Here is a 20031-nt window from a genome sequence, read left to right on the forward strand (position 1 = left end):
CCAATTATAGAGCAAATATTACATGATCCATATGTACAAGCGATACTAAAGGAAACACACTCATAATTGTAAAAAAATATATCAACGATTTTTCAATTATATCTATCATAAATCGCAATATATCAACGATTTTCCGATTATATCTATCATAACTTACGATATATCAACGGTTCGACACGAAATATCGATTTAGCTACAAAAAAGAAGCTGTTCAAATATTGAACAGCTTCTCTCATATTAACGAGTTGGACCAGATACATCTTCTGATTTCAACGTATTATTTGCACCAAGAGAATGATACAACATCTTTCCATTTTCATTCACAGTTACAATATGTTCGTTATTAAAACTTTTGAACTTCACAGATCCATCACCGTAACGAATATGATACTCTTCATATGTCGTTACTTTATATTTCGTAGCACTTTGACGCTCTACATTACGAACTTCCATCGTTAATAAGTCTTCTGTAATTCCTTTTTTGTGTAAATACTGTATATAATCATGGTCTTCCTTATACGATTTCCCGCTCTTATCATAATTATTTTCAATTAAACTAAAATCATTTAATGAAATTGCACGTACGTTATCATAAATATGATTTCTTACAAATTCGCCCACTGCTGAACTTGATGTTTCTTTCGGGAATTTTAAGTAATATGTGCTTTGGTCTCCAATTTTAACACTTTCAGATTTCATCACACCAAAATCAGTAGTTTTCTCTAAATGTACTTCTACTGTTTCATCTGTGGATACAGGGCCAAGCTTATGACTTCCATAATTTAATTTTCCACGTTTTTTCCCATTCACAAATACAGTTGCATCACTTTCATCAGAAGAAATGCTTACATACTTGCCTTCAAGCGATAAATCCACTTTCACCTTCTCGCTCTGTTCATCCGCTAAATCTACTTCTTTCTCTGTTTCTAATTCAGTAAGTTCTGTCTTCGCCGTTGCCTTTACAACATATGTACCTGGGAAGTATGGCCCCAACTCTTTCGAAGTTTTATCACTAGAAAGCTCTGCTTCTTTTTTGTCATTCACATATATTTCTGCATTTTTTGCAGTTGTACTAACGCTCATATAATAAGATTTCATGCTGAACTTATACTTTGGATATAAGAACCACTCTTTTCCCTCTTCTACTATTTCCCCGTCCTTAAATGAAGATTTATCTTTTGTTAACTTTTGATCTACTGTCTCTTTCTGTAAATAAGACAGTAATTGTTTATTGTAAGAAGGATTCTCTTTTAAATAACGCATGTACGCTTTAAGATCCTCTGTCTTAATCTTTAAGCTTGAATCATTTGCTTTTACAAACTCATCAATTGCATTAATATCTTTCTTTTGGAATGCTTCAATCATTACATTTACTTGCTTTTCTTTTGAAAACTTATATGCTCCAAATTTATATGCCCCAAATAATAATGCAGCAATAATGGCAAAACCAATGATTAAAAATAAATTTTTTTTACTTTTCACTGGTTTTGTCTCGCTTTGTAATTCTGTATATGAAGCAGCAGTGTTATCAACGATTACTTCTACTTTACTCCCACACTCAGGACAAAAGTTCAAATGGTCTGCAACATTCTTTTTACATGTTCCACAAAACTTCAACGTGCTCTCCTCCTATTTTTTAGCTAATTTCATTCCAGCAAATGCCGCTACATATGTCACAATAAAACTAAACAAAATTAAATATGTAAATGAATTTTGCATAGATAGTACTGTTCCGCTTGTTCCAAATAAACTTGTTACAGTTCCTGAAACATTAATTTGGAACTTAGAAATCATATTCATTACAATCATCATAATTGTGTAAGAACCACTGCATACCGCTAATGTAATATATATATTGGCAGTCGGTAATTTAGCTAACTTTCTTCCCGCTCTAAACATAAAGAACAATGGAATAATAAGCAGTAATAAACCGTAATGGAATACGTTATTCACTTTATCAAATTCTGCAAGGCTTCCCTCATTTGCTCCTTTTGAAATCAATATCTCTCTAAGCTCTACGCCATTTACAGAGACGCCTGATATAAATGAAAACGATAGTGTGCTCTCATATGCATTTGATTTCTTACCAATTCTAGTAAATTCCTTACTAAGTGCTGGACTTGATACTTCTAACGGCGCAAAATGAGCCATACTCCATAATTGAGGTGTTAACTCTAATGCTAATAATGTACTTTCAGATTTTAAAGTTGTTATTTCTTTTAATGGTTCAATACCGTCTTCCTTACTTACTAACGCCATAATACAAACCGCTACTGCTGTTACTAAAAGTCCTTTTATCATAGCCGAAACACCGTAATAAACAGACGCTCCATATGGCATTAACTCTTGAAATGCTGCTGCCATATTGTTTTTGCTTGTATGAGCAATAAATCCTAATAAGGTAAATAATGTCCCACATACAAAACCACTCAATAAACTCTTCATCGCTGAATAGCCAACCGTAATCTTACCTGCTTCTGAGAATGGGATTGCAAAAGATTGTGATGCTATAAAACTTATAATGAATAAAAAGACTCCATAAATAATACCAACTGTTGCTGCCATAAAGATTTGATCTTTAATCGTTTTCGCAACATGCTGTTTCCCTAACCAAATTCCTGTACCAGCGAAAATAATAAATGGAATGATTAATAATAATGTAAATGGAGTATGCCAAGATAAAGAAAATATCAATCCACTATCATCGTTAGCTGTAAAACCAAGTAAATGGTAACTTAACATCGTAGAAGTTGCACTCGAATAAAAACTTGGCAACATTTCTAATTCTTTCGCAAATTTGCTAAACATCTCACTTAACATAGAGGCAAATAATAAACTACCAATCCAACCAGCAATTAACATGAGAATACTTGCAACAGCCCCACCAATAAAACCTTTTTGTAAAACGGCTTTATCTGCTTTAAATTCAACTTTAGGAGCACCATCCATTGTAGGCAATTTTACAGTTTGTTCTTTTTTCTTCACAACAGATAAAGAATACCCACACTTTTGACAATATAAATTTTTTTGAGCATTTTCACTGCCACAACCTCTGCAGTATTTTGCAGTATCTTTTTCTAATGTTACTGCATCTATAGCTCCTGCAATCTCCATACTACCTTCATTTGGGCAATAATTTACTTCTTCACCATGTTGTTTTCCACATGTGCGACAATACATTTAATTCACTCCCCACTTTGCTTAATTCCACAAACTGGACAGTAAGTAGAGTTTTTATCGATATGCTCATTACATGAAATACAATTTACCGTTTCACCTTCATTTTCTACTGTTAACATCGGGTTAGGCTTTCCACACGAACCACAAAACTTATCATTTATTGATAAAGGTCCACCACATTCACATGTAGCTTTTTCACCTTGTTGTTTTTGCAATTCAACAATGCGCTTTCTTGCTTGATAAATAGCTACATCAAATTCTTGAACTGGAGCAATCATTTCTTTTAAGCTCACTTCATTTACTCCACTTCCTCTTAATTGAACATACACTTGCTGTCCAACCTCTAATAGAACCTCTGCTTTTTTCTGCATTTGCACTTGCATTCCCTTTTTCAATTGAGCAATTTCTTGTGCAACTTGCAACTTCATTTTCCCTTGTTCTATTCCTTCTTGTAACTTATTCATTCCACTACCTAACTTCGTCTGTAAATCTGACAAATCATTTCTCCTCCTATACATATATATTCATATATGAAATTAACATTTTATATATTACCATGATTTTCAAGTTATGTAATCCAAATTTCATTTTTTCTGTTTTGAGCATTTTTTGTTTATAATGGTAAAGGAAAGAAATATGTGTACGGAGGAATATTATGCTGCAACACTCAATTACGAAAGATGAAATTATGATGATTGCGAATGAGTTCGTTCAAGGACTAGATCCACAGCAAACGGCTGATCAGGAACATGTCGCTACAGCTCGGCACCTATATCGTAGTGGTGTTGTCTACAACGTTGACTTTGATGGTTATACACTATCAGGAACTGTAGATGCGGAAGGCAACGTATATAGCGTTCATATTCCGATTCGTAATGTAGCTGAAAGTTATTGTGATTGCTTCGCACCAACACAATGTGAGCATATGCTCGCCGTATTACTATCTGCAGCGTCTAGTTTCGGGCAAGTAGGAGATGTATTAACTTTATTTAAAAATAATACGAAACCTTCCCTTCCTCCTATTCGAACTGCAAGACAAGTATTGCAATCATCAGCTTTTGAAGAAACGGATTATAAAAGTTGGGAATCGTATTTTGAAAAAGAATATGAATCATTTAAAAAAGAACAAGCTCGCCTTACTTATAAACAAATGTATTTTCTTATGAGTATCTTTACAGATTTCTATACGAAACTTGAGCGGAAAGCTCCGCGCGTCATCGCCATACATGAATTATTCAGGTTACATGCAGCACTTTACTGCTTTCAAAAATTATTAGAAGAAATCCAGGCATTCGAAGCAAACAAAACGTATTCTTATCACCAACCTGTTAATGTCGTTCGCCTATTTGTAGATAAAGTGGAATCCATCGTTCGGGACTTACAATCAGAAGCGATTCCTTCAGAATCTGAAATAATTTTGCAAGAAACAGCTCGTCTCGTTCATGAAGTATTCTTCTCTACCGACGCTTATACGCAAGAGCGATTTTTCATTTATCGCCACATATGGAGTGAACTTTTAAACAATAAAGAGAAAATACAAGAGGAAGAAAAACGAATCGATACGAAAATTAATCCACTATCTAAAGCGTTAGCGTCTTCTCACCTTCTCTTTTTAAATGAAGAAGATCTACTAGCGATGGACTTACTAAAGAAACAACCTGCTTCTGTTGTGAGTCTATACTTCTATTGGTTAGAAGAACTATTAAGTGCCATGCAGTGGGATCGTGCGAAAAACTGGCTTTCCTTTACGTATAAACAAGTAAAGAAAACGATCCAAGATCATGAAAATACGATTTTCATAAAAGATATCGTTCGGCTATTTGTAATCATGTATGAAACATATGCAACACATACAAATGAACAAGCTGGTTTTGAAATGATTTTACAAGAACTATTACCGTATAGTTTCACAAACTATGAACAGTACGTACTCGCGAAAAAACAGTATCGTACATGGGCAGAGCTCCATCTCTTATATGGATTTGAAGCAATTGAACTGTTAAAAGAACCACTGAAAGATATTGAAAAAGAAGCGCCAGAAGCAGCACTTCCTCTTTATCATCTTGCTGCTGTAGAAGCAATTGAAGAACGAAATCGTAAATCATATAGACGCGCAGTTCGTTACTTAAAGAAATTACGTACATTATATAAACGATTAAAACGCACCGATGAATGGGATGCTTTCATTATTCACATCGCCAATCTCCATTCACGTCTGCGTGCACTACAAGAGGAATTACGGAAAGGAAAATTAATCGATGATCAATCAAACTGAAGTAACAATTAGGCTCCAGCATGTTAGTCAAGGTTGGTTCCTTTGGGGAGAAGATGACAGCGGTACTCCATTATCCGTAACAAGTTGGAAACGAAATGCATTCACATGGCACTCCACTTCTTTCTACGGTACGTTTCTAAAAGAAGCACCCTTCGAAGGAAAACAAGGTGTGCTACTAACAAATGCACAAGCCTTTGAATACATTGCAAACAAACCAATGAATTCCTTTGCACATATTCAACTGAACGGCCCTATTACAGCACTTACAAAAGATGCAAATGAATTATGGGATGCCTTTACGAGTGGTAGCTTCGTACCAGATATGGAGCACTGGCCCAAACAACCATCTTGGAAAGTTCAAAATACGCCAATTGAAGATGACACATTAGCATCTCTTTTCTCAGCAGCAGTTAATGAAAGCATATTACAAGATAATCGTTCAAATGACGGCTGGGAAGATGCTAAAAGACTATATGAACATTACGACTTTACGAAAAGACAATTGGAAACAGCACTACATGAGGAAGATTGGCTTCGAAAAATTGGTTATATTGAAGATGATCTTCCGTTTACAATCGGACTAAGACTGCAAGAACCACAAGAAGAATTTGAAATGTGGAAGCTTGAAACAATCGTGACACCAAAGCGCGGGGCGCATCGCATATATGTATACGAAAACATCGATTCCTTACCGAAAAGATGGCACGATTACGAAGAACGTATTACAGAAACACAAGAAGGTTTTAGTAAGCTCATACCGTGGTTAAAAGAAGGAGATACGTTCCGAAATGAGCTCTTTGAAACAGAAGCGTGGAACTTCTTAACAGAAGCAAGCAATGAATTACTTGCGGCCGGCATTACAATTTTACTACCATCATGGTGGCAAAATTTAAAAGCAACAAAACCGAAATTACGTGTCCAGCTGAAGCAAAATACAGTACAAACACAATCGTTCTTCGGTATGAATACGCTCGTTAATTTTGACTGGCGAATTTCGACGAACGGCATTGATTTATCAGAAAGCGAATTTTTTGAACTCGTTGAACAAAACAAACGTCTATTTAATATAAACGGTCAATGGATGCGACTAGATCCAGCCTTTATCGAAGAAGTAAGGAAACTCATGAACCGTGCCGATAAATACGGACTAGAGATGAAAGATGTCCTGCAGCAACATTTATCAAATACGGCTGAAACAGAAATTGTAGAAGATGATAGTCCGTTTACTGATATTGAAATTGAACTAGATGGATATTATGAGGAACTATTCCAAAAGCTGCTTCATATTGGAGATATTCCAAAAGTAGATGTCCCTACTTCACTAAACGCAACACTTCGTCCGTATCAACAACACGGCATTGAATGGTTGTTATATTTACGAAAGCTTGGATTTGGAGCATTGCTAGCTGACGATATGGGACTCGGGAAAAGTATTCAAACAATCTCTTACTTACTATATATAAAAGAAAATAATCTCAAAACAGGCCCTGCATTAATCGTAGCGCCGACATCTGTTCTTGGAAATTGGCAAAAAGAATTTGAGCGTTTCGCACCGAATTTACGTGTTCAATTACATTACGGAAGTAATAGAGATAAGGGCAATTCTTTTGAAGATTTCCTTCAATCAGCAGATGTTGTATTAACATCTTATGCATTGGCTCAACTCGATGAGGAAGAACTAACTTCATTATGCTGGGATGCTGTTATTTTGGATGAAGCACAAAATATTAAGAACCCACATACGAAACAGTCGAAAGCAGTACGAAACTTACAAGCAAATCACAAAATCGCTTTAACTGGTACGCCGATGGAAAATCGCCTTGCTGAACTTTGGTCCATTTTCGACTTTATTAATCATGGATATCTCGGAAGCTTAGGGCAATTCCAACGTCGCTTCGTCACACCGATTGAAAAAGATCGTGATGAAGGAAAAATCCAGCAAGTTCAACGGTTTATCTCACCATTTTTACTGCGCCGAACGAAGAAAGATCAAACGGTCGCATTAAATTTACCAGATAAACAAGAACAAAAAGCTTACTGCCCTCTTACTGGTGAACAAGCTTCCTTATATGAACAACTTGTTCAAGATACACTGCAAAATGTCGAAGGATTAAGTGGAATTGAAAGACGCGGCTTTATATTACTTATGCTGAACAAGCTAAAACAAATTTGTAATCATCCAGCTCTTTATTTAAAAGAAGAAGAGCCACAAAATATCGTTGAACGCTCTATGAAAACAAAAACGTTAATGGAGCTCATCGAAAATATAAAAGATCAAAATGAAAGTTGCCTAATCTTCACTCAATACATCGGCATGGGGAACATGCTAAAACGTGTGCTAGAAGAAAAATTCGGCCAGCGTGTCCTCTTCTTAAACGGTAGTGTGCCGAAAAAAGATCGCGACAAGATGATTGAGGAGTTCCAAAACGGAACGTATGACATTTTCATCTTATCCTTAAAAGCTGGCGGAACAGGATTAAACTTAACCGCTGCCAACCATGTCATTCACTACGACCGTTGGTGGAATCCAGCTGTGGAAAATCAAGCAACAGACCGCGCATATCGCATTGGTCAAAAACGATTTGTTCATGTTCACAAACTTATTACAACAGGAACATTAGAAGAAAAAATTGATGAAATGCTAGAAAGAAAACAATCTCTAAACAATGCGGTCATCACAAGCGATAGCTGGATGACTGAACTATCAACAGACGAACTAAAAGAATTACTTGGTGTATAAAGTGAAACTTGAATCAAGCCAGTTAAGTGGAGTTTTACTACTCGCAAAAAAAGGCGCTAATCTCAAATGAGATTAGCGCTTTTTTCTATTCCAAAACCAATTACTTATTATAATTCCCGTTAATCCGCCGCACGTATCAAGCAATGAATCTTGCCACATTGGTGTGCGGTCTCCCGTATACCATTGGTGAATTTCATCAAATGTTGCATAACCCGCAACGAAAAGAAGGGCATATATAAAACATCTTTTCCTCGAATGACCTGATCGATGAAAAGCGTAATAAATCAATGAACCTAGCATAAAGAACACCATAAAATGAGCACCTTTACGAAGGAAAAACTCAATAAATCCGCCTACACCTTTATTCGCAATACTAACAGGGGTTCCTCCACCATAATCGATAGATACCCATGAAAAATGCTCTTTCACAAATTCAACATTTACATATTGTTCAATATCTGAACGCATATCCTGCTTTTTATATGGTTGTGCCGAAGAATAGAAAATCAGCCCCATCCATAGTAATACAGGAATCCAAAATAACCATTTACGATTCATTATCCAGAATTCTCCTCTCTTAATCTTTTAAGGGTACCAAAAAAAAGAAAAAATTTCACGCCAAAACATGACATTTGTACCCTATTTATAAAGTGAAAGGAGGTGATACACATGGCAATTGAAACAATCGTAATGGATTTAACTTTACGTCTTGTCTTAAACAACGGATTAGATAAGAACGGCAAAACAGTTTTCAAGAGCAAACAATTTAAACGTGTTAAAACAAATGCGAGCTTAGATCAAGTACACAACGTAGCTCATGCTCTAGCTTCCTTACAAGCATCACCACTTCACGCTGTACAACTTGTAAGCACATCAGATCTTTCTAAACTATAAAGTAAAACTCGGATCAGTGGGGATTTTATTCATCCCCGCTGAGTATTAGACCGCAATTTAACCGGCAGACCCAAATCCCATAAATAGCTTGATAAATACAAAGGAGGGAATAACACATGCAAGTACTAGAGTTGATTTTCGCAAAAGAAGATGGAAAAACAGTCGTTTTTTCTATCGATACGCCCATCACACCAATCGATGCACAAGTCGTAAATCAAGTAATGGATACAATCCTCGCCTCATCTGTATTTTCATCCATTGATGAAAACACACGAAAAAAGGGAGCTCGCCTTGTAGAAAAAAATGTATCTGAAGTTCCAATTACTCTATAAAATGAAAAAGGCGAATCTGCATCATTTTGCAGATTCGTCTTTTTTCTTCGGCATTTCAATCGGAATAAAAATCTTTGAGAAACCGACGCATACGTACTTATAATGTTCTTCACCTATATCAAACTCAGTCGTATATGTTGAGAAGAATATATAATCATTTCGCTTCGTATAATGATCAATTAATAACCCAACTTGTGGCTCAACATACTTTTTCGCTAACTTTTTACCGGCCGATGCCAAGTCGCCAAGGAGACCCTCTTCATTCTCTTTTTGAACTTCATCTAGCTTCTTACTCACATCATTACGCTTCATAAACTGCTTCGCTGCCCATTCTGTATATTCGCCCTTACTCGGATTACTGTTTGCTAAATATACTAGGAGAACGACAACTAAAGCCATAATAATATACTTTTTCTTCATACTATATCACCGCCTACTCTTTTCTATTTTCATATATATGTACAAGCGATGCAAATTAGAAAGACTATCACCTATTGATTGTAAACGAATAGCCAAAATTTACAATATGAAATAGAATATTAACAGTAAATTTACTTAATTTATATATAATTATATTCGGAATGAAAATTATAAGGGAGGATATAGAATTATGGATAATGAAAACAACATTTTTATTTCTAGTTCTACAATGATGCTTGAACCATGTAAACACCCTTATTACCGCACAAAAATTATCGACAGTAGCGGGAACCATCTTTACTCCTGTCAAACTGCTCTCCAACTTATACAGAAATCTTGTCTAACAAATATTCATTCTACTTATCAAGGGGACGTAATGCCGTAAAAACAAAATTTAAATTCAAACAAAACGTTCCAATTCCGATCAATCATAGAGAATATATTTGTGCTTTCCCAACAGAATCTCCTGCTTCTCCAAATTGCATTTGGCTTTTCTTCAAACATGTTCATACAATAGAGTTTTTCAAAAAAGCTAAACAAGCTAAAATTCATTTTTCAAATGGAGCTACCGTAACGATACAAATTAGTCCCCATAAGTTAAGCCAGCAATTATGGAAAGCTGGATATGTATTATCCCAAATGAACATGCAAGATTCATCACCTTAATAACAAATAGAATGGAAGGTAGTATTTCCTTACCTTCCATTCTATTTTCTATTTTTATCCTTTTACACTATCTCGCATTTTCTCGAGTGCTTGCCGATACATCCATCTTACTTGATAATATGTCATTTCCGTCTCTAAAGCGATTTCTCCCATCGTCTTCCCTACAAAAAAACGTTCAAAAATAATATACTTCTCCTTCTCATCTAACACGCTCATAAAATCCTTCACTCTTATTTCAACGTCCTCAAAATGAAAGATATCCTCATACTCTCCTACACATACACATCTCTCCTGCACTGCGAACTCTTTCTTCAATCTCTCTAATATATAACCTCGCACCGTTACAACTGCATATGCAGGGAAATACCCCTTCTTTTCATTAAATCTGTCATACGCATGCCAAAGACCAATTAAACCACATTGATAATACTCTTCATAATCTTTACGAATACCTAATTTCTTTATTTGATTTACAATCATCCCTTCATACAAAACAACTGCCTCTTTAAAAGTCGCTGGCTTCACACAGTACCCGTTTCTAAAAGGTATACCTTTCTAGTATTCCGCGGTACCTTCACAATATAAAAATAAAGAAAAGATTTCACTGTGAGTAATTTCAAATACTACCGACGGAATCTGAAATTACACTATGTAGAATTTGAAATTCTGTTGGTGGTATTTGAAGTAAGGGTAAAAATAAAAAAGGTGACTCTTGGAAGAGCCACCTTTTTCTAAAAGAATAAATTATGCACCAAATTTTGGAGCTAGACCACTTAAACTAGTAAATCCAACTGAAAGAATAAAGAAAATAACAATTAAAATCGTTGCTTGTTTTTTACTTAATCCAGCCGTAATATGTAATCCTAATCCCATTACAACTAATGTCCAAATATTGAAAACTTCGAATGATGAAGCAGCACCATGAGCAACTGTACCTGGCTCAAATAAAGTTGCTAAACTTGTATAAGAAGTTTCAATATCTCCACCAAGAATCATTCTAATAATAAAGTTCACAATTGCACCTAAAATTGAAATCGTATATGTGTAGACATAAATAGATAATAATTTCATGTATGAAGTATCATTACTCATAAACATCATAATCACTTTATAAATAGCTGCCGCAATGAAGAACCAAATCGCAGTACCAAATAGCCCTCCAACAATACCTGCTCCTATTCCGAAGTAACCAACAACTTTAGCCGTTTCAGCATCAGGCACCTCACTCATTACATCAGGATGATTCATTACTTGATACATGCTAATCCCTGCAATTACAGCTGTTAATATAATGAAAAGGAAAAATGCCCCCCATACTGGACTTTTCGTCTTCATTCTCTCAAATTGCTCACCTGGAGAAGTAATCATTCCTAATAATGATGGCTTCTTCGCACCTACATCTTGCGTATTAATATTTGCTTCCATTATAACGCCTCCTTCTATTTATATAACCCGTTCTAACGGGCGGTTCACTTCCTCACGCAAGAGGCTACGAACCGCCCACTAGAACGGTAATGTGTAGTTCTACTACACTATTAATTACTCATAACGCAATGCTTCAATTGGATCTAATTTCGCAGCTTTATTTGCTGGAATTAATCCGAAAATAATACCGAGTGTCATCGAGAACAGTACGCCTCCAACGACAACTTCCCACGAAACGAGCGGTGGCCATTTTGCGAATGTAGAAACGATATATGCTCCGCCATACCCAAGACCAATTCCGATTAAACCACCTAAAAGTGTTAACATAACAGCTTCAATTAAAAACTGTAATAAAATTTTACTACGCGTTGCTCCAAGCGCTTTACGTATCCCAATTTCGCGCGTACGCTCCGTTACAGATACGAGCATGATATTCATAACACCAATACCACCAACGACTAATGAAATACCAGCGATACCACCGATAATCATCGTCATGATGCTAGTTACTTTAGAAACATTTTCTTGGAGTTCTTTTAAATTCACCAGTTCATATTTACCTGGGATTTCACTTGGCTTACGACTATTTAATACATCAACAGCTCGTTTCCCTGCTGCTTCTAAATTGTCTACATTTTTAGCTTGAATTGCGATATTTTGAATATCATCTGTCCCGTATAAAACAGGCCATAACGTAAGAGGAATTAACGCTTCTTCCATTTCAAATCCCATAAATTCATTATCTGATGTATACACACCAATAATTTGCATTGGCTGTCCCTTCATCTCAATAATTTGTCCAACTGGGTTTACGTCCTTAAATAACGTTTCCTCTGTTTTTGTGCTAATCATCACAACGTTATTCGCGTGAGAAATATCTGATTCATTTAAGGAGCGGCCCTTTACAACCTTTACTTTATTAACCGCAAAATATTCATTATCAAGTCCAATAACATTCAGCCTTGCTTTTTTATCATTTACATCAAGTGTCTCTGTTGTCGAATTTGTTGTAATAACGTGTGAAACATCTTTTACTTGTTTTACTTCCAAAATATCCTCTTCCGTTAACTTCGGTATTTCAAATCCACCTATAGCAAATTCATCATTAATATCTGCTTTAAATTGAATTGGCATAAGGTTATTACCACCAGAACCTGCGAATTTCGATTTCAACATCGCTTCCCCGCCTTGCCCAATTGCAACGACAGTAATAATCGAACCTACCCCGATAATAATACCGAGCATCGTAAGAGCTGAACGTAGTTTATGAGCTAAAATAGAAGATAGGGCAATTTTTATACTATCTAGTAAACTCATACCGCGCACCTTCTATCTTCTGTAACTTTCCCGTCTCGCAGTACAATGCGGCGGGAAGAATACGCTGCCACTTCCTCTTCATGCGTAACCATAACAATTGTCGTACCTTCTGCATTAAGCTTCGTGAAAATATTCATAACTTGCTCACCAGACTTCGTATCAAGTGCACCAGTCGGTTCATCGGCCATAATGAACGTTGGATTATTCGCAATCGCTCTTGCAATCGCTACACGCTGCTTCTGTCCACCTGATAACTCATTTGGTAAATGATGCACGCGATCTGCCAATCCAACTTTACCTAACGCCTCCAAAGCACGCTTGCGACGCTCCGCTTTCTTCACGCCACCATATACGAGCGGAAGCTCAACATTTTCCACTGCGGAAAGACGAGGTAGTAAATTAAAATGCTGGAATACAAAGCCAATATATTCATTACGAATTAAAGCAAGCTTTGACTCGTCTGCTGTTAAGATATTCACGTCATTCAGCATATATTCGCCTTCTGTTGGACGATCTAAACAACCGATAATATTCATAAGCGTCGACTTACCAGAACCAGACGGTCCCATAATCGAAACGAACTCACCGCTCTGAATTGTTAAACTAATACCATGCAAAATCGGCACCGCCAATTTTCCTTGATAATACGTTTTAGCAATATTATTTAACGTAATCATTTCTCTTTCACTTCCATTCCGTCATACACATCGTCGGAAGGATTTTTAACCACCTTTTGCCCCACTGTTACGCCTTCTACAACCTCTGTCCAATCTCCATCAGTAGAACCTTTTTTCACATTTTGTTTACGAAGCTTCCCTTTATCCTCAACATAAACAAATGCATCATCGCCTTTTGCTACAATGCTCTTACTTGGGACAGCAAGCATCTTCTTATTCTCTAAGTTTACTTGCAGAGAAACGTGGTAACCTGGAGATAAACCATCTTGGCTATCAAGACTTGCTTTATATGTATATTGAGACATATTTTGAGTTGCTTCACCCATGCCGCCAGCTTGCGCCATCTCTGCGCTCGTTGGGAACTCACTTACCTCTGTAATCTTACCTGTCCACTTCTTCTTATTATTTGCTTTTGCCGTTACAGTGAATGTTTGATCTTTTTGGATTTGTGACTTTTGAAGCTCAGTTAACGTACCTTGAACTTGGAATGGGTCTTTAGAAGCTACTTGTAAAAATGCTTTTCCTTGACCACCTAACGCTTGAGATGAGCTTTGTGCCGCATCTTTATCTAACTTTTGAACAACACCAGCGAAATTACTATAAATCGTAAGTTCTTTCTGCTTCTTACTTAACTCTTCTTTCTGCAACTTTCCTTTTTCTTTCTCAAGGTCAATTGTTTTTTGTCCTATCTCTAACTCGTTTACTTGCTCGTCCATTGGATCTGTTACTTCTTTCCCAGCTCCGCTATCTTTCGCCTTCTTAATTTCTTTCTTCAATGAATCAATCTTCTTTTTCCCTTGATCATAACGCATATCCGCCATCTTCTGATCAAGCTCAGCTTGCTTCATTTGAAGGTTAATCTCTTCATTGTCATAAGAGAATAACTTCGTACCTTTTTCTACCTCTTGCCCTTCTTTTACCTCAATATCTTTCACTTTCCCTTTGGCCGGATCTGCATAGAAGCTTTCAATATTACCAGGCTTCACCTGACCAGAAATTAACTTCGTATTATTCAGCTTACGTTCTGTTACTTTCTCAAAACTTACAGCATCAGCATTTGTTGATGCACCCTTCTTCTTACCTTGCATAACAAAAATATTAATTGCCGCTACAATAACAATTAGTGCAATAACCCCAATAATAATCCATTTCTTCTTCTTGTTTGGAGTACGAACCGTATTTGGTAACATATTCTCTCTCCCTTTATAAATTAATAGTTTAATAAATACCATAATTGTATAAAACTTTCTGAAAATAAATTGTATATTATTACAATCTTTTTACAAAGTTTTACACATCCATTTATATTGTAACAAAAATTCCAATGATTAGAAATATGACATTATATCTTTTAAGATAGATTTAAGGAAAGATTATATTATATAGAAAAAACCATCCAATATAACAATTGGATAGCTTTTTCAAATAAAATATTATGCTACCTTAGAAGCTTTTCTCTCATGTCCCATTTGAACAATCAGTAAGAATATCGTTGCTAATATGCCGCCCGCTAACAGTAACATGAAGCAACCATCCCAGCCAGAACGATCAACAATGATACCAATTGCTGCGTTTGCTATGAAACTTCCTCCAACATAACCGAACAGACCACACATACCAACTGTCGTACCTACTGCAAATTTCGGTACTAATTCCATTGCACTTAAACCGATTAAGAACTGTGGTACATAAATTAAACAACCGATAATAGAAACTGCAACACTCACAACAATAATATTAGTTGCTTGCCAATAGACGATTGTTCCAACAACAACCCCAGCCATACTCATAACACATAATGGCATACGTTTTCCTTTGAATAATTTATCGCTTAAAAGGCCGACAATTAAAGAACTTGGAATCGCTGCCGTTTCAAATATTGAATACGCAAAATGCGCTTCTGTTTTTGTAAAACCTTTCACTGTTGTTAAGTAAATTGGTACCCAGTTAATAACACCGAAACGAATTAAGTAAACAAATGCATTCGCGATGCATAAGAACCAAACAAATTTATTTTTCACTACATATTTCATTAAAATTTCTTTTGGTGACATTTTGTTAGCATTATCTACTTTTTCAAGTTCTTCATAGTCATTACGATATTCATCAATTGGTGGAAGACCTTCAGATTCTGGTGTATCCTTCGCATTGATCCAAACAAGTACTGCAATTACCATTGCGATAATCGCTGGGAAAATAAACACGCCGCCTTGCCAATGGCTTTCACCGAAAATCCCTACCCCAATCCCAATGAATGGTGGAACAAGTAGTGCACCAACGTTATGTGAAATATTCCAAAGACCTGTTTTCGTACCACGTTCTTTCTTTGAAAACCATTTCGTCATAACAATACTACAAGGTGGTGCTCCCATACCTTGTACAATACCGTTTAGAACAAGTAATGTTAAAATCATCCCAAAGGAAGATGCATAACCGAAACAAATATTAACAAGCCCAGATAAAAATAAACCTACTGCAATAAAACGTTGAGCAAATGCCTTATCCGATAAATTACCCATAAAGAATTTACTAAGTCCGTAAACAACAGCCATTACTGCACCTAATAATCCGATTTGTGTAGTGCTAAATCCGAACTCGTCTACTAAATACGTAGTAGATAAATTAAAGTTACTACGAACTAAATAATAAGCAGCATATCCAACTGAAATCCCGATTAACACACGAATACGTAGTAATCGATATACACGATCAATCATATCCGCTGGCAATCTTTCAATTGCAGGTGCTGGCTTAAGCCATTTAAACATATATTTTCGTCTCCTTTTCTCACTTCAGAGAGAGACGCTGTCTATTCCATATCTCGATTATTCCGCTATTTGATATATTTTGGTTTGTTCTTCTAACCGGCTGTCCTTCTATTTCTTTCTCATTCTTCGCAAACATCGTTGGTACGCCAAACGACACTTTTTCTAAAATATGCCCCGCTTCTTCTGATAAACAATAATCAATAAATAAATCCGCAATAATACCACTCGGTGCACGTTTTAGTTTCGAAATCGCATTAACAGATAACCCTGTTTGCTCAGGTTCGTTACTTAAAATCGGAAAACCTTGTTTTTGAAGCATTCTCTGATCTCCCATAAAGTTGATGCCTATCATATATTCACCGCTCGCAACAAGTTCTGCTGGGATGTAACCATTCACTGTTACTTCTCCAACTTGTTCCGCCAGATTCTTCACATATTCCTTCGCTTCCTCTTCACCTAACATATCAATAAGTGATTGAAAAAACGTATATGCTGTACCTGAAACATTTGGATCGGGCATGACAATCTTTCCTTTATATACTGGATTCAATAAATCTTTCCATCTTAACGGATACGAGAGACCGAGCGGCGCTATTTCCTCGTTCCACCGCTCTTTATTAATCGCAATTGCCAGCTTCTCCACTTCATAACCGTACCAATAACCATCTTTATCCTTAACAGTTTTTGAAATACGATTTGCATGTTGGCTTATCACAGGAATAGAAAGGTTTTTTTGCTTCATCATTTGATGCGCATCTACTGTACCGCCAATAATAATATCCGCCTTCGGATTTCCAGCTTCTTCTTCCACTCTACGAAGAAGTTCTTCTGTTGAAAGACGAATAAATTCATACGTACATCCGCGCGGCTTACAAAATGATGAAAGTAACGCTTCACCAACTTCCTCACGAGCCGCCACATACGCAACAATATGACGATCATCCAAAATAGGGAGACCATTTTTACTATATTTAATAGAGGTTGTATCTCGAGAGCAACTAGACATCGCTCCTCCAATTACTAGCAAAAAGAAGAAAAAGGCTATCTTTCTCATGACGCATTCTCCTTTACGAATAACTCTGCTAGAGAGCTTTTCATATACATGACATTTCCGTTATTATCACCGAGATATTGCACAACAAAGTACGATGGATACACAGAAATCGTAAGAATATCTTCACGATCATTCTTTACACGCTTACCTGTTTTATAAGCTGTAATATAAGCAATCGGTTCATTCTGCGATTGTAATAACTTCTGAATTTCTCCGTAATCTGTAATTTGCTTTGCGTATCGAATAGAATCAAGTATGTGCGTAAGATTGATAGTACGTACCACATCACCTTGACGTACTACGACATCCTTTGCTGAAGCAAAGAAATCACTAATACGCTCTGGCGTGTAATACAGGCTTAATAAATACGTTTGAAGTGCTGAAATCATCGGATCCATGCCATTCTTTCCGTATACATTTTCCCCATACTGGAACAAGTCACCTACTGCAAAAGTACGCTTATGTCCATTCAAGTACGTTACTTCTCCAGTAAATACTTGTTCTTGGCTCTTAACGTCCCCAGGCTCTATTCGAATTCGGTCAAAGAATGAAACAATCGTATGCAAACGAACTTCATCCGTTACAACGATTTCTCCCCACTTTTCATGTCTTACTTTCACTTCAATTGGAAGAGATTCATTCACCCTTTGTAAAACGGCTTGTTTATCATTTACAATGTTAATTCGATTATAGATTTGCTTCTCCATAACATAAAACAAAACAAGAGAAACAATCATACAAATGACAAACATAAGAATTTGAAATGATAGCCTTTTCATTTCTGCCTACCTCCAAGATAAAAAAACGTTGTTTCGAAAATACCGCATAATTGTTTCATAAATGTATCATTTAACCGCTTTCAAGTTTTTTATGTCTTCCATCCTTCTCGGAAGCAAAAATGTAATGAATATTGTAGTACCTATTTCTTCATTACTCTCAATCCGCATGCTTCCGCCCTGCTTATTCATAATCTCCTGACAAATATACAAACCATACCCATTCCCGTAACTAGAAGGAAGTGCTTTTCCTTTCGGAGACTCATTCCACTCTGCAAGCACCATTTCATCTATACCGATCCCATCATCATGAACAAAAACCTTCGCCTCCTGCTCATTCACAATTACATTCATACGAATGTGCGAAGCATCACTATACTTAATTGCATTATCAAGTACATTTAAGAAAATTTGCTTCGTCTTATCAAAATCCGCCACAACATGTACATCTGTTAACTCATTTATCACTTCAATTTCAAACTGATTTAGACGGGGTTTCACAATTGAAACTGCTTCTTCTGCCAATTCCTTTATATTCACAACTGTAGGAGACACTTCAAACGTACTCGTTCCATATTTCGAGGACTTAAGCAGTTCCTCTACAAGTGATAATAACCGCTCACTTTCCACAGCCACATAACGAAGACTTTCCTGTACATCTTCTTTCGATTGTAACTTCGGAATTAAATCAACATAACCGATAATTGCCGTTAGCGGTGTTTTTAGCTCATGCGTAATGCGGTCTAGGAAATCTTTCTGCTTCTCTTTCTCCTCCTGCAATTGCTTAATATGCAGCTCAATTCCATCGGCCATCGCGTTAAAAGATGCTGAAAGCTGAGCGATTTCCACGTACTCATTTAACTCAATCTTACTCTTATAATCACCATTCGCGAGCCTCTGTGCCATTTGTCTCAACTGATCAATTGGTTTATGAAGAGACTTTGCCAAACGAATTGCAAAGAAAATACCGGTAGCAACTAGGCAAAGAGATGTCATTAAGAACGTCCAACTCACATTTGTTAAAACTTCCTTCTCACCCGTTAACTCATTTATAAAACGAATACTTCCAATGACATCGTTTCCATAATATACTGGGCTTGAAAACAAAAGAATGGGAGCGGGATCCGCCTCCTCGAAAACATAAGACTTTTTCCCCTTCAAGGAACTCTCAATGTCGATGTTACGGTGAAGCAATGCTCCTTTTTGTGTATCTGCAACAACATCGCCATTCTTCCCAATCATCTGCACACGGACATCCATACGCTTCGCTAAATACGACGCAATTAAAAGTGAATTAGGACCAAGCGTATCCACTTCTGCTTCCTTCTCTAAATAATTCATCGTATAAATTTGTGCTTCTACACTTAACTTTTCTAAAGAATCTGCTGCGTTATGATACATATTCTTTTCTAACGTAATATAAACAACTGCATATAAAAGAACAAAAATCGGAATTAACAGCCCAACTATTCCAAACACCATATTTCGCTTTAAAGACATACCATCA

18 protein-coding genes and 2 pseudogenes are annotated in these 20031 nt (G+C 36.4%); 6 read left to right on the forward strand and 14 right to left on the reverse strand.

Going from position 1 to position 20031, the window contains the following annotated elements:
• Window positions 1-66 (forward strand): annotated as a pseudogene (locus tag MR107_RS31975) (DUF3910 family protein); the annotation flags it as partial.
• Window positions 67-237: 171 nt separating this feature from the next.
• Here MR107_RS31975 and MR107_RS12715 read toward each other — a convergent pair.
• The 3 genes from MR107_RS12715 to MR107_RS12725 are packed head-to-tail and all read right to left on the reverse strand — an operon-like array spanning window position 238 to window position 3677.
• Window positions 238-1617, reverse strand: coding sequence for a zinc ribbon domain-containing protein (locus MR107_RS12715; protein ID WP_242292413.1), 1380 nt, complete (start codon window positions 1615-1617; stop codon window positions 238-240).
• Between the two features lie 12 nt (window positions 1618-1629).
• Window positions 1630-3180: a zinc ribbon domain-containing protein gene (locus MR107_RS12720; RefSeq protein WP_000271649.1), complete on the reverse strand. Its 1551-nt coding sequence runs from the start codon at window positions 3178-3180 to the stop codon at window positions 1630-1632.
• A gap of 5 nt (window positions 3181-3185) precedes the next feature.
• Entirely contained in the window at window positions 3186-3677 is a 492-nt protein-coding gene (locus MR107_RS12725; RefSeq protein WP_086402094.1) for a zinc ribbon domain-containing protein, read from the reverse strand.
• A 158-nt stretch (window positions 3678-3835) separates the two neighbouring features.
• Here MR107_RS12725 and MR107_RS12730 point away from each other — a divergent pair, with 158 nt between their 5' ends.
• Window positions 3836-5455 (forward strand): SWIM zinc finger family protein, encoded by a 1620-nt coding sequence (locus MR107_RS12730; protein WP_000939139.1) that lies wholly within the window; start codon window positions 3836-3838, stop codon window positions 5453-5455.
• Window positions 5439-8195 carry a DEAD/DEAH box helicase gene (locus MR107_RS12735; protein ID WP_242292414.1) on the forward strand — a complete coding sequence of 919 codons (2757 nt, stop codon included), beginning with the start codon at window positions 5439-5441 and terminating at the stop codon, window positions 8193-8195. Before MR107_RS12730 ends, MR107_RS12735 begins: the two co-directional genes overlap by 17 nt.
• 72 nt (window positions 8196-8267) lie before the next feature.
• Here MR107_RS12735 and MR107_RS12740 read toward each other — a convergent pair whose 3' ends face one another.
• Window positions 8268-8753 carry a VanZ family protein gene (locus MR107_RS12740; RefSeq protein WP_001080707.1) on the reverse strand — a complete coding sequence of 162 codons (486 nt, stop codon included), beginning with the start codon at window positions 8751-8753 and terminating at the stop codon, window positions 8268-8270.
• A 111-nt stretch (window positions 8754-8864) separates the two neighbouring features.
• Here MR107_RS12740 and MR107_RS12745 point away from each other — a divergent pair, with 111 nt between their 5' ends.
• Together MR107_RS12745 and MR107_RS12750 are read left to right on the forward strand one after the other, a co-directional pair.
• Window positions 8865-9089 (forward strand): DUF1659 domain-containing protein, encoded by a 225-nt coding sequence (locus MR107_RS12745; protein ID WP_000963861.1) that lies wholly within the window; start codon window positions 8865-8867, stop codon window positions 9087-9089.
• Window positions 9090-9205: 116 nt separating this feature from the next.
• Window positions 9206-9421: a DUF2922 domain-containing protein gene (locus MR107_RS12750; protein WP_001197593.1), complete on the forward strand. Its 216-nt coding sequence runs from the start codon at window positions 9206-9208 to the stop codon at window positions 9419-9421.
• Between the two features lie 21 nt (window positions 9422-9442).
• On the opposite strand, the gene MR107_RS12755 is transcribed toward MR107_RS12750, so the two are convergent.
• Window positions 9443-9841 carry a DUF4359 domain-containing protein gene (locus tag MR107_RS12755; protein ID WP_000731405.1) on the reverse strand — a complete coding sequence of 133 codons (399 nt, stop codon included), beginning with the start codon at window positions 9839-9841 and terminating at the stop codon, window positions 9443-9445.
• A 190-nt stretch (window positions 9842-10031) separates the two neighbouring features.
• Here MR107_RS12755 and MR107_RS12760 point away from each other — a divergent pair.
• Window positions 10032-10507 (forward strand): annotated as a pseudogene (locus tag MR107_RS12760) (competence protein ComK).
• Window positions 10508-10561: 54 nt separating this feature from the next.
• Here MR107_RS12760 and MR107_RS12765 read toward each other — a convergent pair.
• From MR107_RS12765 to MR107_RS12805, 9 genes are all read right to left on the reverse strand, one after another.
• Window positions 10562-11032, reverse strand: coding sequence for a sigma-70 family RNA polymerase sigma factor (locus tag MR107_RS12765; protein WP_163093261.1), 471 nt, complete (start codon window positions 11030-11032; stop codon window positions 10562-10564).
• Between the two features lie 219 nt (window positions 11033-11251).
• On the reverse strand, window positions 11252-11932 hold the full coding sequence (gene yknW, locus MR107_RS12770; protein WP_000387922.1) for a YknW family membrane protein: 681 nt from the start codon (window positions 11930-11932) through the stop codon (window positions 11252-11254).
• 114 nt (window positions 11933-12046) lie between these two features.
• Window positions 12047-13249, reverse strand: a complete 1203-nt coding sequence (locus MR107_RS12775) for an ABC transporter permease (protein ID WP_000054354.1) — start codon at window positions 13247-13249, stop codon at window positions 12047-12049.
• Complete coding sequence (locus tag MR107_RS12780; protein WP_000631626.1) at window positions 13246-13926, reverse strand: ABC transporter ATP-binding protein; 681 nt, start codon at window positions 13924-13926, stop codon at window positions 13246-13248. The genes MR107_RS12775 and MR107_RS12780 overlap by 4 nt, the downstream gene beginning before the upstream one ends.
• Window positions 13923-15116 carry an efflux RND transporter periplasmic adaptor subunit gene (locus MR107_RS12785; protein WP_242292415.1) on the reverse strand — a complete coding sequence of 398 codons (1194 nt, stop codon included), beginning with the start codon at window positions 15114-15116 and terminating at the stop codon, window positions 13923-13925. Before MR107_RS12785 ends, MR107_RS12780 begins: the two co-directional genes overlap by 4 nt.
• Window positions 15117-15359: 243 nt before the next feature.
• Window positions 15360-16694 carry an MFS transporter gene (pgtP, locus tag MR107_RS12790; protein WP_076876227.1) on the reverse strand — a complete coding sequence of 445 codons (1335 nt, stop codon included), beginning with the start codon at window positions 16692-16694 and terminating at the stop codon, window positions 15360-15362.
• Between the two features lie 19 nt (window positions 16695-16713).
• On the reverse strand, window positions 16714-17748 hold the full coding sequence (locus tag MR107_RS12795; RefSeq protein WP_242292416.1) for an ABC transporter substrate-binding protein: 1035 nt from the start codon (window positions 17746-17748) through the stop codon (window positions 16714-16716).
• Window positions 17745-18527, reverse strand: a complete 783-nt coding sequence (locus MR107_RS12800; RefSeq protein WP_000826625.1) for a DUF3919 family protein — start codon at window positions 18525-18527, stop codon at window positions 17745-17747. Before MR107_RS12800 ends, MR107_RS12795 begins: the two co-directional genes overlap by 4 nt.
• A 66-nt stretch (window positions 18528-18593) precedes the next feature.
• Entirely contained in the window at window positions 18594-20024 is a 1431-nt protein-coding gene (locus tag MR107_RS12805; protein WP_000054026.1) for a sensor histidine kinase, read from the reverse strand.
• Between the last annotated feature and the right edge of the window lie 7 nt (window positions 20025-20031).

The sequence above is a fragment of the Bacillus cereus group sp. BfR-BA-01441 genome (genome assembly GCF_022663075.1).
GTDB classification, from domain to species: domain Bacteria; phylum Bacillota; class Bacilli; order Bacillales; family Bacillaceae_G; genus Bacillus_A; species Bacillus_A cereus.